Origin of the sequence: Budvicia diplopodorum (assembly GCF_009800925.1) — a bacterium.
Classification (GTDB): domain Bacteria; phylum Pseudomonadota; class Gammaproteobacteria; order Enterobacterales; family Enterobacteriaceae; genus Budvicia; species Budvicia diplopodorum.
Genome location: NZ_WOYF01000018.1, coordinates 31,071 through 43,734, shown reverse-complemented (window position 1 = coordinate 43,734; position 12,664 = coordinate 31,071). Strand labels below are relative to the sequence as shown.

Genomic DNA, 12,664 nt, shown 5'->3' with positions numbered 1-12,664 from the left:
AATCAAATAATTACAATATAATCGCTTTCCCCTATTTCCCTGTCCGGCCAACTAGGTTAAAACAATAGAATATAACCAATTAAAGGTATCGCGATCGTTAGCGTTGCAACAGATTTCTTAATATCACTAACCTTACGGAGCTTATAACAATGGCAAATAGAATGATTCTGAATGAAACTTCCTACTTTGGCGCAGGGGCAATTGCCCATATCGTCGAGGAAGTTCAGAAACGTGGATTTACTAAGGCATTATTAGTTACCGACAAAGATTTAATTAAATTCGGCGTAGCCACCAGAGTCAGTAAACTGCTAGATGACGCTAATCTGGCCTATGAGATCTTTGACGAAGTGGTACCGAACCCGACGATTGCCGTAGTACAAAAAGGGGTAGCGAAATTTAAGCAGTCCGGCGCTGACTACCTGATCGCCGTCGGCGGAGGTTCGCCTCAAGATACCTGTAAAGCGATTGGCATTATTATCAACAACCCGGAATACGCTGATGTCAGGAGCCTTGAAGGCTTTGCACCCACCAAAAATGCCAGCGTACCGATGATTGCCATCCCGACCACGGCGGGTACCGCGGCTGAAGTAACCATCAACTACGTCATTACCGACGAAGAAAACCGCCGCAAGTTTGTCTGCATTGACCCGCACGATATTCCGGTTATTGCCATTATCGACTCAGATATGATGTCCAGCATGCCTGCCTCGCTGAAAGCGGCAACCGGCATTGACGCCCTTACCCATGCAATTGAAGGCTTTACCACCAAAGGCGCATGGGAACTCACCGATATGATGCATCTGAAAGCCATAGAAATTATCGCCCGCTCTCTGCGCTCATCCGTTCGGGGTGAAGCTGCCGGGGTCGAAGATATGGCGCTGGGTCAGTACATCGCCGGTATGGGTTTCTCTAACGTCGGCTTAGGCTTAGTACACGGCATGGCCCACCCGTTAGGCGCGTTTTACAACACTCCACACGGCGTGGCTAACGCGATTTTGCTGCCGTATATTATGGCCTACAACGCCGACTATACCGGTGATAAATTCCGCGCTATCGCCATTGCCATGGGCATCAACGGTGCCGCAACCATGGGGCTTGCCGAGGTCAGAGAAGCCACCATTAACGCAGTGAAACAGCTGAGTAAAGACGTGGGGATCCCGGCTACGCTGCGCGAAGTTGGCATGAAAGAGGCCGATATCGATGCGCTGTCCGAAGCGGCATTTGCCGATGTGTGTACCGGCGGTAACCCGCGGGACACTAACGTTGAAGAGATAAAGCAGCTGTACCGCTCAATCTATTAATCTCGGTTATGCCTGTTGCATAGGCTAAAACGGCGTGGGTTAGATAGCCCGCGCCGTTTTATTTATGACAAAGCGGTTCAATTGAGTTTTATCGTAGGTTTCGTTCGCATAATCACTATCGGAATATTGGATTTTCTGGCGGCCGAGGGGCGGCGCTTGGTTACCATCAGACTCTCACCTTCGTCGCCTCATACAAAAACCAGGCCACAAACAACCGTGCACAAAAACTCAAATCACGTATGATTATCCGTCTGAACGATGGCTTGAAATCATAACGGCAAAGAAAATCTAATGGCGAACAAACCGCAACCCACATTCTACGTGCACGACTATGAAACCTTTGGTATCAGCCCCAGTTACGACCGGCCAGCCCAGTTTGCCGGCGTACGAACCGACGGCGACTTTAACGTTATCGGCGAGCCATTAGTGATTTACTGTAAGCCCGCCGATGATTATCTACCTGAACCCGATGCGGTAATGATTACCGGCATCACGCCTCAGGAAGCCTTGCAGAAAGGCGAGATTGAGGCTGAATTTACCCGCCAGATTCATCAGGATTTCAGCACGCCGGAAACCTGTATTCTGGGCTATAACAATATCCGTTTTGATGATGAAGTCAGCCGCAATATTTTCTACCGCAACTTTTATGACCCCTATGCCTACAGTTGGCAAAACGGTAACTCACGCTGGGATCTGCTCGACGTCATGCGAGCCTGCTACGCGCTGCGCCCCGACGGCATTCAGTGGCCAACCAACGCAGACGGCTTGCCCAGTTTCAAACTTGAGCACCTGACCAAAGCCAACGGCGTTGAACACCTTCAGGCCCACGATGCGATGTCTGACGTTTATGCCACCATCGCGATGGCCAAACTGGTTAAGCAGGCTCAGCCGAAGCTGTTTGACTACCTGTATCAGCTACGCAACAAGCGTAAGGTTGCCGCCCTGATTGATATTCCTGAAATAACGCCGCTGGTTCACGTTTCTGGCATGTTTGGCGCTCTGCGCGGCAATACCAGCTGGGTTGCGCCGCTGGCATGGCATCCGGATAACGCCAATGCGGTGATTATGTGTGATTTAGCCGGTGATATGGCGCCGTTGCTTGAGCTAGATGCCGACACCCTGCGCGCGCGGCTGTATACCCGACGTGATGATTTGCCCGCCGGTGAGTCTCCGGTTCCGCTGAAGCTGGTGCATATCAATAAGTGCCCGGTATTGGCCCCGGCGAAAACGCTGCTTAAAGAGAATGCGCAAAGGCTGGGAATCGATCGTGAACGCTGTCTGGCGAATTTACAGCTATTACGCCAGCGCCCGGATATCAGAGAAAAAGTAGTGGCGGTGTTTGCCGATGCGACCCCGTTCACCCCGCCAAGCGACGTTGACGGCCGCTTATATGACGGCTTTTTTAGCGATGCCGATCGGGCCGCCATGAAGATTATTCAGCAAACCCGGCCGGAAAATCTTCCTGCGCTGAGCTTAAGCTTTAACGATAATCGGTTAGAGCCTCTGCTGTTCCGCTTTAGAGCGCGTAACTATCCGGCAACCTTGAATGACGCTGAACAGCGCCGCTGGCTGACACACCGTAAAGAGATGCTAAGCCCGGAGCGCATTCAACAATACGTATTGAAGATCGAGCAACTGGCCGAGACTCATAGCCAAGAACCCGAAAAGCTCGCGCTGCTGAAGTCACTGTTTAAATACGCTGAAGAGCTGGTGGGCTAAGTGCGCTAGCTAATAGAAGCTGACGCTGTCGTTGCAGGGTAAGTCGGCCGCAACTCTCTAGTCATAAGGTAACCGCCCCCATGTCGTTATCAGCGACTATCTAGTCATAAACTAGCCCACCATGTCGTCATCCCGGTTTTCACCGGGATGACGACTACGACTCAGCCTCAGCAACCCCCGCCCCATCCGCTACCACAACGGGAATCACCTTCTTACGGTTCATCCCTAGCGTTGGTACCGGCTGCCTGAAGCCTCTGGTCAGATAAATCAGATACAAAAAGCCCAGCGCGCCCCAAATCAAGCCAAGGCGTAGCGAGTCCACTTCCAAGTTCAGCCACAGCACCACAATCATCGCCGCGCCAATCAGCGGTAATACCAGAAAGCCAATAATCTCTTTGGCCGTTTTATTACGCCCCTGACGGACGAAGAAAAACCAAAACACCGAAATATTCACAAAGCTAAACGCCACCAGCGCACCAAAGTTAATCAGCGAAATAGCGCTTTCTAAATCCAACACGATCGCCGTTAGCGCCACCACGCCCACCAGAAAAATATTGGTTACCGGCGTCTTCCACTGTGGGTGAATATAGCCAAAAACCCGTTCAGGAAACACGTTATCCCGCCCCATTACGTATAACAGCCGGGCAATACTGGCCTGAGATGCCAGACCGGAAGCCAAAGCGCCGACCACGGTGCAGCAAAGCAAAATCACCTGAAAGAACTTACCGCCAACGTATAACGCAATGTCGGGTAACGCGTTATCCGGATCGTTTAGCAGCGAAAGATCGGGAAAGAACAGCTGAATAAAAAACGACACCGATACAAAAATAATGCCGCCGTAAAATGCGGTTAAAAAGATCGCCTTGGGGATGGTCTTTTTCGGATCCGGCGTCTCTTCCGACAGCGTACTTACCGCATCAAACCCGAGAAACGAAAAGCACAGCACCGTTGCTCCGGCAATAATCGGCACCACTTTCGCCTCGTCGGAGAAAAACGGCCTCGCCATATCGCGCTGAATGCCTTCAGGGCCTTGGCTCAGCCCGTGCCACACTAAATAGATAAACACCACCAGAATCGCTATCTGAATAAACACCAGCACCATATTCAAATTAGCGACCCAGTTAACGCTTCTCAAATTAATAACGGTCATCACGGCCACAAAGCCCACCACCCAAACCCAAGGGTCGACGGAGGGAAACATAGCCATTAAATAGATTTTCGCCAACAGCGTATTAATCATTGGCAGGAACATGTAATCCATCAGCGACAGCCAGCCCACCATAAATCCAACGTGGGGATTTATCGCTTTTTGCGCATAGGTGTAGGCCGAACCGGCTTCAGGGAACTGACGCACCAGCTTACCGTAGCTTAGCGCCGTAAACAGAACCGCGATTAATGCCAGAATATACGCGCTGGGAACGTGCCCTTCGGTTTTACCGGAAACAATAACGAAAGAGTCAAATACCGTCATTGGCGTTAAATAGGCCAGACCGATAACGACAATTTGCCACAGTTTCAGTGAACGCTTGAGCTGAACTCGATTTGAAGAAATGGAAGAAGTCGTTTGGCTAGTCGTCATAGCGATATTCCCCCAAACTCTCGACTTTTTGACTCGATACAACAGCAAGCAGAGAGGCCGCGGGGGAATAATCAAACGGGCGGCTGGAATAAAGGAAGGGGTAACATCGGCTCTCGCAAAGCGAGATTTTGGCACCATAGTCGCTGCGACGGTATTGATTGCCGACGCAGAGCGGCGGTTTGAGTACGGAAGTTGCCATCGATCGTTCCTTATGAAAACGTTAACCTGCGTTAACGGATAGAGGTTAGTCAATCGTAGAGAATATTTATTCAGTTCAGAATAATCGATTTATAAATCATATTATTCTGATTTATAATAACTTTCATACGATCAAAGCTAAAAGAACAACCGACGCATTTTTACGCTAGTTATTCATTTTTTGGCCATTTTGCACCACAAGAATCGGCTTGCCAATAGTGCTAAAAAAATATTCTAAATGGCTAACGCAGTAGCTTAAAAAACGCTTTTATAAACAAGCAATGAGAATCAGCAATAATCAGGCTACTCGCCGGTTTTTCTCTTACCTTCCACCGGCGTATCGGGGCGATTGTCGGGCAATTTTAAGAAATGATTTGTAATCATATTCCATCGGTCTTATTGTGTGACCCATAGCACACTTATAACCTTAATCGTATGATGAATACGCGTTAATGCAGGGGACCATTTCATGCGTTCGTTCCTAAGACTCTGCTGGCAATACCTCCGGGCCTTTATCCTGATCTACCTATGTTTGCTGATTGGCAATGCCATTTCGGCCATTATTCCGCTATCTATTCCCGGCAGTATTATCGGCATGATGGTGCTATTTGCCCTGCTCTCTTCTCAAATTTTACCGTCGGACTGGGTCAAACCCGGCTGCCGCCTATTTACCCGCCATATGGCTCTGCTGTTTATACCTATCAGCGTGGGAATTATGAATTACTACCCACTGTTGATTAGCCAGTTCGGGCCATTGGTGGTCTCTTGTCTGGTGAGTAGTCTGGTAACGATGCTGATCGTCGGCTTTTCATCACACTATGTACACGGCGTGAGAAATGCGAAAGCTGATAAGGAACCATCATGATTTGGTGGGCCATTCCGTTAACGCTGGTGGTGTTTTATAGCGCCCGTCTGCTGACCATAAAATTGAAAATGCCGCTGTTAAATCCGCTGCTGATTTCGCTGTTTATTATTGTGCCTATCCTGCTGCTGACCAATACCAGCTATGAAAGCTACCTACAGGGCAGCCAGCTGCTTAACGAGCTGCTACAGCCTGCGGTTGTTGCGTTGGCCTTCCCGCTGTATGAGCAGCTGCATCAAATCCGCGCCCGCTGGAAATCCATCATTACTATCTGCCTGATTGGTAGCCTGTCGGCGATGGTCAGCGGTACCGGCATCGCGCTGCTATTAGGCGCATCGCCGGAAATAGCCGCTTCGGTATTGCCGAAATCCGTCACCACGCCGATAGCCATGGCGGTGTCGGGATCTCTTCACGGCGTTCCCGCTATCAGTGCCATCTGCGTGATGTTTGTTGGGGTGTTTGGTGCGGTATTTGGGTACCCAATTCTTAATCTGTTAAAAATCACTACCCCGGCGGCCAGAGGGTTATCCATTGGCTCAACGGCTCACGCCCTGGGCACCGCCCGCTGCGCCGAGCAGGATTATCAGGAAGGAGCCTATAGCTCGCTGGCGCTGGTTATTTGCGGAATTATCACTTCGCTGGCCGCCCCGTTTGTTTTCCCGCTGCTGTTACGACTATTTAGCTAACCAGATGATTAAACCGATAGCGGCGTTGCTCGCCGCTTAGTTGTTATTATCTTTCTTTATTTGCATTCCCTTACAACCCCGCCAAACAAAAAAGTCATTTTGAATTATCCTATAAGAGTGAGCTTTGATTGCCGCCGATCGATGAAATAATGCCGCTGGGATCGCAATCTTCAACCAAATATACATAAATCAGTAACATTGATTGTACATTTTAGCTGGGTTTCTTAAAATCGACCGCCCTGTTGTTTTTTAATCTAATTAAAGAGTCAATTTAATGGAACTGGAACCAGAACATAAACGTCCGTTATATATTCCCTATGCTGGCCCCATTTTGCTTGAAACGCCGTTGCTGAATAAAGGCAGCGCGTTTACTCAAGAAGAGCGTAGCAGTTTCAACCTTGACGGACTGTTGCCTGAAGCAATCGAAACTATCGAAGAGCAGGCCGAGCGCGCCTATAGGCAGTTTCAGGGCTTTAAGACCGATATCGATAAACATATTTATCTGCGCAATATTCAAGACACGAACGAAACCCTGTTCTACCGCCTGATCGACAGTCACATGAGCGAAATGATGCCGGTGATTTACACCCCAACCGTGGGTGAGGCCTGTGAGCACTTCTCTGATATCTACCGCCGCCACCGTGGCCTGTTCATCTCTTACCCTAACAAAGATAATATCGATGACATGCTGCAAAACGCCACCAAGCAAAACGTAAAGGTTATCGTAGTGACCGACGGTGAACGTATTCTGGGCTTAGGCGATCAGGGTATTGGCGGTATGGGCATTCCCATCGGTAAACTCTCTTTATACTGCGCCTGCGGTGGTATTAGCCCGGCCTATACCCTGCCGGTAGTTTTGGACGTCGGAACCAACAATCAGCAATGCCTCAACGACCCGCTGTATATGGGTTGGCGCCACCCGCGTATTTCCGGTGATGAATACTACGAATTTGTTGATGCCTTTATCTCTGCGGTAAAACGCCGCTGGCCGAACGTATTGCTACAGTTTGAAGACTTTGCGCAAAAGAACGCCACCCCGCTGCTTAACCGCTATCGCGATGAGCTGTGCTGTTTTAATGATGATATTCAGGGTACGGCGGCCGTGACGTTAGGCAGCCTGATTGCCGCCAGCCGTGCCGCTAAGAGCCAGCTAAAAGACCAAACCGTGGTCTTTTTAGGCGCAGGATCGGCGGGCTGCGGCATTGCAGAACAGATTATTGCGCAGATGATCACCGAAGGCCTGAGCGAGCGCGAAGCCCGCGACCGTATCTTTATGGTAGACCGCTTTGGCCTGCTAACCGACCAAATGCCGACCCTGCTGGATTTTCAGGCCAGGCTGGTACAAAAACACGATTCACTCAGCCACTGGAAGCGTGACAACGAAGCCATTTCGCTGCTAGACGTGGTGCGTAACGCTAAGCCGTCGGTGATGATTGGCGTTTCCGGTCAGGCTGGGCTATTTACCGAAGAAATTATTCGTGAAATGCACCGTCACTGCGCTCGTCCGATCGTCATGCCGCTGTCGAACCCGACCTCTCGCGTGGAAGGCCGCCCGGAAGACATTATTTGCTGGACCGACGGCGCTGCGCTGGTTGCTACCGGTAGCCCATTCGCGCCGGTAACGCATAAAGACAAAGTCTACCCGATTGCCCAGTGTAATAACTCCTACATCTTTCCCGGCATTGGCCTTGGCGTTTTGGCGTCTAAAGCCAGCCGGGTGACTGACGGTATGCTGATGGCGGCCAGCCGCGCATTAGCCGACTGTTCGCCGTTGGCTAAACACGGTGAAGGTGCGCTATTGCCGGCCATTGACGACATTCAGGAAGTGTCACGCTACATTGCGCTGAAGGTCGCCAAAACGGCACAGCTTGAATCCGTTGCGGTACTGACCTCCGACGAAGCCCTGCTTCACGCGATTGAAGATAACTTCTGGAATCCGGAATACCGTCGCTACAAGCGCACGTCGTTCTGATTTCATCCCGTGGCTTTTATCCAGCGCCGGTCCAACGGCCGGTGCTGGATTTCTCACCAAATCTGACCATTTTTCCGCGCGTTATCTCTTTTTTTACTCAATACCACCTTGTGTTCACGCCTCGGGTCAAGTAGCCTTAAACCTTCTGGTCAGGCTCAAATACTCGATTGGCATTCGACCATGATCCAACTGTAATCCAACTATGATTCAGCTATTATTTAACTATGATACTAAAACGACTGATTTACAGCCTATTAGCATTGCTGATTTTAATCCTCGGCGCCGCTTTACTGCTCGATCGCTGGATCAGTTGGCGCACTGCGCCCTATATTTATGAAAACATAGAAGAGTTACCCGAAAGCCACGTCGGCGTGGTGCTGGGCACCTCCAAATACGTCAGAACCGGCGTAATTAATCAGTATTACAAATTCCGCATTCAGGGTGCGCTGAACCTGTATAACAGCAATAAGGTTAGCTACCTGCTGTTGAGCGGCGATAACGCCCAGCTCAGCTACAATGAACCCATTACCATGCGTAAAGATCTGATAGCGGGCGGCGTGCCCTCTTCCGATATCGTGCTGGACTACGCCGGGTTCCGAACGCTGGATTCCATTATCCGCACCCGAAAAGTATTCGATACCAACGGCTTTACCATCATCACCCAGCGCTTTCACTGTGAGCGCGCGCTGTTAATTGCCCTGCATAGCGGCATTAAAGCCCAGTGTTATGCCGTGCCGTCGCCGAAAAATATGTTTACCGTCAGGGCCAGAGAAGTGATAGCCCGAATGGGTGCGCTATCGGATTTATATATTCTCAAGCGTGAGCCACGTTTTCTTGGCCCAACGGTACCCATTCCAACCCCATATAGCCTTGAAGGCGACGTGCAGGATTACCCAGCGGTATCGCCAGAGCAGCTTTTTGAATTAGAAGATGCGGCAAACGAAGGGCCGTCCGGCGGTCGTCAACCTGCCGGCGCGGGTAAATAGTGGGCCAGTAAGTTGATTAACCGGTCGGCGGCTTGCCAGACAGCCTGCGCCACAGCCACTCTACCGGTCCGCTATTAAACCGGCGTAGCCACACAACGGAAAACAGGATATTGACGCACCAGATAACCGGCACTAATGCCAGCAAAGAGAGCCGGTCAAGCTGCTGATACCAGCCCAATCGATAAAATAGCGTAGTACAAATCAGCGTCTGCAACAGATAATTGCTCAGCGTCATGCGCCCTACCTTAGCCAAATATCCGGCTATCCGGCTAGATTGAATACGGCAACCGTAGCCGTACCATAACGCGATATATCCCAGCCCCTGTAGGCTGGCAGACAGGTCTTTCGGAGCCTGTAAGTAGTAGCTCCCCCACGTATAGTCCCAGCCGGTCCACCAATTTAACCCGACAACGGGAACACCGATTGCCAGCGATGCGCCAAATAGCATCCACCCCTGACGGCGATAGGCCTGTGGTTCTCCCTGCCCCTTTAACCAGCCGCTGCGCATTAACGCAGAACCGATAAGCATGGAGCCAACCAGCTCCCAGCCGTATTGGATTATCATCGACATCTGGGACATCAGCATGGTGTCAAAACGCACTGACCACGCCGCCATTCCACCGACCAGTTTCCACCCGGCTTCTGCCTGTAACTCGCTGAAACTGGGTACCCATCCGCTATTGGTTTGAGCGCTACTCAATGAGCCCAGCCACACAAGAACGCCAAGGCCAATCAGATATAACAGCCCACCGGTGCGCATCAGATTTTCACCCGATGACGCACCGTGAATCAGTATCACCGCCGCCAGACCGGCAATACTGTACGACAGCAAAATATCGCCGTCCCAGAGCAATACGCTATGAATAACGCCCAGCACGCCGAGCCAAAACAGTCGTTGAACGTTCCAGCTACGGCCCCGTGACTGTAGCAGCCGTAGTGCACCACCGAACAGAATGGCAAACATCGACAAAAAAACGCCTTGGGCGAACACGTCGAGCAGCGTCCAGACCACGCCATCGATTAACGGCGGCGGCCCGGCATAGGCAGGATTAAGATAGGCCGCGCTCGGCAGACCAAAACCGCTAATATTGAGCAGTAAAATGCCTAACAGAGACAGGCCCCGCACGCTGTCTAATAATGAAATACGCCGGGAACAACCGTTCAGCGGTTCGGTTCCCGGCGCAGATTCAGCTAAACGTGGCTGCATTGAAATCAGGGGTGGTGGGTAGTATGGCGAACCGACGCCAGAAACTCCTGGCGGGTGCTTGGGTTGCTTTTAAACAGGCCGCCTAACGAGGTGGTGCTGGTCGAACTGGTGGCATCACAAACGCCACGGGACTTAACGCAATAGTGAATGGCATCAATAGACACCGCGACGTTGGTGGTACCCAGTAGCGTTTGCAAAGCCAGCAAAATTTGCTGAGTTAAACGCTCTTGCACCTGCGGGCGCTGGGAGAAGAACTGTACGATGCGGTTGATTTTAGATAAACCAATGACCGATTCTTTCGGAATATAGGCCACCGTGGCCTTACCGTCGATTGTCACAAAGTGGTGTTCACAGGTACTGGTCAGCGTGATATCCCTGACGGTCACCATTTCATCCACCTTCATTTTATTTTCAATCAGGGTGATTTTCGGAAAATTTGCATAATCCAGCCCGGAGAAAATTTCATCGACATACATTTTAGCAATACGCTTTGGCGTTTCAGCCAGACTGTCATCGGACAGGTCAAGGTTCAACAGTTGCATAATCTCTGTCATATGCTCTTGAATGCGCTGTTTACGCGTATCGGAATCAATTACCGCCCCGCGCAGTGGCGTTTCCAGCCCTCTGGCTTGTAAGGCGGAATGAACTAATATGGCTTCTTTACTCAGCGATGACATCGTCTCTCTCCAGACCGTTTTCCAATATTCTTGATAAGGATCACACCTTATAGCCATCCACTGTAATTTAGCCACTCGTGATTATCCAGCGATCTGTAGAAATTCGGTCAATAAAAGAATCTTATGCTGCCATATCCAAACCCCTTAGCGTTCACCCGGCAGACATTATCAGGCATAATAGACCGATGATTTTCTTTCAGCTCAAACCAAATCAGGTTTTAACGGAGCCGCCGGATGGATTGCTGTTCAACCACGTCAAATCTTCTTACTCTCGATCAAGCCCTGAATAAAATGCTCTCGCAGGTAGAAACGGTTTCACAAACCGAACAAATCGACCTAGCGCAGGCCGCCGGTCGCATTACCGCTCAGTCCGTGACCTCACCGCTCGATGTGCCGCCGTTTGCTAACTCGGCGATGGACGGCTATGCGGTGCGCGTTAACGAAGTGACTGAATCCGCGGTGCTTGCGGTTGCCGGTAAAGCCTTTGCCGGGCAGCCGTTTCACGGTGAATGGCCTGTGGGAACCTGCTTGCGCATCATGACCGGCGCGCCGGTCCCGGCCGGGGCGCAAGCGGTGATTATGCAGGAACAGGCCGAGGTTCAAGATAACGGCGTTCGTTTCACCCATCGGCCAAAAGCCGGGCAAAATATCCGGCTGGCCGGTGAAGACATTCAACAAGGGGCGGAAGTTCTGGTAGCCGGTTCGCGACTTGGGGCTGCGCAGCTGCCGTTGCTGGCTTCGCTGGGCGTCAGTCAGGTTAGCGTTTACCGCCGTTTAAAAGTCGCTTTATTCTCTACCGGAGATGAGCTTCAACCGATCGGCCAGCCGCTTCAGGACGGGCAAATTTATGATACCAACCGCTTTACGGTGCGGCTAATGCTAGAACAGATGGGCTGTGAGGTTATCGATCTGGGTATCATCCGCGACGACGAAACCGCTATCAGAGACGCCTTTGACAGCGCAAACCGTCAGGCCGACTTAGTTATCAGCAGCGGCGGCGTTTCGGTCGGCGAAGCCGACTACACCAAACAAATTTTAGATAATCAGGGCCAAATCAGCTTCTGGAAGCTGGCGATTAAGCCGGGCAAGCCGTTTGCCTTCGGCAGGCTGAGCCAGTCGTGGTTCTGCGGTTTACCGGGAAATCCGGTGTCTGCCGCCCTGACCTTCTATCAGTTAGTTCAGCCGTTAATCGCCAAGCTCAGCGGCTATAGCCAGTGGCAAAAGCCGCGTCAGCAAAGGGTGAAAACCACCAGCAGTCTGAAAAAAACGCCGGGCCGTTTAGATTTCCAGCGTGGCATTCTGTCGACCAATTCACAGGGTGAGCTGGAGGTCAGAACCACCGGCCATCAGGGTTCTCACGTATTCAGCTCGTTCAGTCAAGCTAACTGCTTTATTGTGTTAGAACAGGATCGCGCGGCGGTTGCTGCCGGTGAATGGGTTACCGTAGAGCCGTTTAATTCGCTGTTGGAGAGCTAAC

The 12,664-nt window shown here is 51.1% G+C and carries 11 protein-coding genes; 7 read left to right on the top strand and 4 right to left on the bottom strand.

The window, feature by feature from the left end; translation table 11 throughout:
- Positions 1-149: 149 nt before the first annotated feature.
- Complete coding sequence (gene fucO / locus GVI43_RS13970; RefSeq protein ID WP_159567469.1) at positions 150-1,301, top strand: lactaldehyde reductase; 1,152 nt, start codon at positions 150-152, stop codon at positions 1,299-1,301.
- 291 nt (positions 1,302-1,592) lie between these two features.
- Positions 1,593-3,020 (top strand): exodeoxyribonuclease I, encoded by a 1,428-nt coding sequence (gene sbcB, locus GVI43_RS13965; RefSeq protein WP_159567468.1) that lies wholly within the window; start codon positions 1,593-1,595, stop codon positions 3,018-3,020.
- 154 nt (positions 3,021-3,174) lie between these two features.
- Here sbcB and GVI43_RS13960 read toward each other — a convergent pair whose 3' ends face one another.
- Positions 3,175-4,599, bottom strand: a complete 1,425-nt coding sequence (locus tag GVI43_RS13960) for an APC family permease (RefSeq protein WP_159567467.1) — start codon at positions 4,597-4,599, stop codon at positions 3,175-3,177.
- Positions 4,589-4,798, bottom strand: coding sequence for a hypothetical protein (locus GVI43_RS13955; RefSeq protein ID WP_159567466.1), 210 nt, complete (start codon positions 4,796-4,798; stop codon positions 4,589-4,591). The genes GVI43_RS13960 and GVI43_RS13955 overlap by 11 nt, the downstream gene beginning before the upstream one ends.
- A gap of 468 nt (positions 4,799-5,266) precedes the next feature.
- Between GVI43_RS13955 and GVI43_RS13950 the strand changes: the two genes are divergently transcribed.
- From GVI43_RS13950 to sanA, 4 genes are all read left to right on the top strand, one after another.
- The gene (locus tag GVI43_RS13950; protein ID WP_159567465.1) at positions 5,267-5,662 is read left to right on the top strand and encodes a CidA/LrgA family protein; all 396 of its coding nucleotides are present in this window, start codon (positions 5,267-5,269) and stop codon (positions 5,660-5,662) included.
- Positions 5,659-6,345: a CidB/LrgB family autolysis modulator gene (locus GVI43_RS13945; RefSeq protein ID WP_159567464.1), complete on the top strand. Its 687-nt coding sequence runs from the start codon at positions 5,659-5,661 to the stop codon at positions 6,343-6,345. The genes GVI43_RS13950 and GVI43_RS13945 overlap by 4 nt, the downstream gene beginning before the upstream one ends.
- 274 nt (positions 6,346-6,619) lie before the next feature.
- A complete protein-coding gene (locus tag GVI43_RS13940; protein WP_159567463.1) occupies positions 6,620-8,317 on the top strand; it encodes an NAD-dependent malic enzyme in 1,698 nt (565 codons plus the stop codon).
- Positions 8,318-8,544: 227 nt separating this feature from the next.
- The gene (gene sanA, locus GVI43_RS13935) at positions 8,545-9,303 is read left to right on the top strand and encodes an outer membrane permeability protein SanA (protein ID WP_159567491.1); all 759 of its coding nucleotides are present in this window, start codon (positions 8,545-8,547) and stop codon (positions 9,301-9,303) included.
- A 16-nt stretch (positions 9,304-9,319) separates the two neighbouring features.
- On the opposite strand, the gene yeiB is transcribed toward sanA, so the two are convergent.
- Both yeiB and folE read right to left on the bottom strand, forming a co-directional pair.
- A complete protein-coding gene (gene yeiB / locus GVI43_RS13930; protein ID WP_159567462.1) occupies positions 9,320-10,510 on the bottom strand; it encodes a DUF418 domain-containing protein YeiB in 1,191 nt (396 codons plus the stop codon).
- A gap of 5 nt (positions 10,511-10,515) precedes the next feature.
- Positions 10,516-11,187, bottom strand: coding sequence for a GTP cyclohydrolase I FolE (gene folE, locus GVI43_RS13925; RefSeq protein ID WP_159567461.1), 672 nt, complete (start codon positions 11,185-11,187; stop codon positions 10,516-10,518).
- A gap of 234 nt (positions 11,188-11,421) precedes the next feature.
- Between folE and moeA the strand changes: the two genes are divergently transcribed.
- Positions 11,422-12,663 (top strand): molybdopterin molybdotransferase MoeA, encoded by a 1,242-nt coding sequence (gene moeA, locus GVI43_RS13920; protein ID WP_159567460.1) that lies wholly within the window; start codon positions 11,422-11,424, stop codon positions 12,661-12,663.
- The last annotated feature ends 1 nt before the right edge of the window (position 12,664 follow it).

Bases quoted from the DNA above. Each gene is read 5' to 3' on its own strand.
- sbcB (WP_159567468.1), top strand. From the start codon at position 1,593: ATGGCGAACAAACCGCAACCCACATTCTACGTGCACGACTATGAAACC.
- moeA (WP_159567460.1), top strand. From the start codon at position 11,422: ATGGATTGCTGTTCAACCACGTCAAATCTTCTTACTCTCGATCAAGCC.
- GVI43_RS13960 (WP_159567467.1), bottom strand. From the start codon at position 4,599: ATGACGACTAGCCAAACGACTTCTTCCATTTCTTCAAATCGAGTTCAG.
- GVI43_RS13945 (WP_159567464.1), top strand. From the start codon at position 5,659: ATGATTTGGTGGGCCATTCCGTTAACGCTGGTGGTGTTTTATAGCGCC.
- GVI43_RS13955 (WP_159567466.1), bottom strand. From the start codon at position 4,798: ATGGCAACTTCCGTACTCAAACCGCCGCTCTGCGTCGGCAATCAATAC.
- yeiB (WP_159567462.1), bottom strand. From the start codon at position 10,510: ATGCAGCCACGTTTAGCTGAATCTGCGCCGGGAACCGAACCGCTGAAC.
- folE (WP_159567461.1), bottom strand. From the start codon at position 11,187: ATGTCATCGCTGAGTAAAGAAGCCATATTAGTTCATTCCGCCTTACAA.
- GVI43_RS13950 (WP_159567465.1), top strand. From the start codon at position 5,267: ATGCGTTCGTTCCTAAGACTCTGCTGGCAATACCTCCGGGCCTTTATC.
- GVI43_RS13940 (WP_159567463.1), top strand. From the start codon at position 6,620: ATGGAACTGGAACCAGAACATAAACGTCCGTTATATATTCCCTATGCT.
- fucO (WP_159567469.1), top strand. From the start codon at position 150: ATGGCAAATAGAATGATTCTGAATGAAACTTCCTACTTTGGCGCAGGG.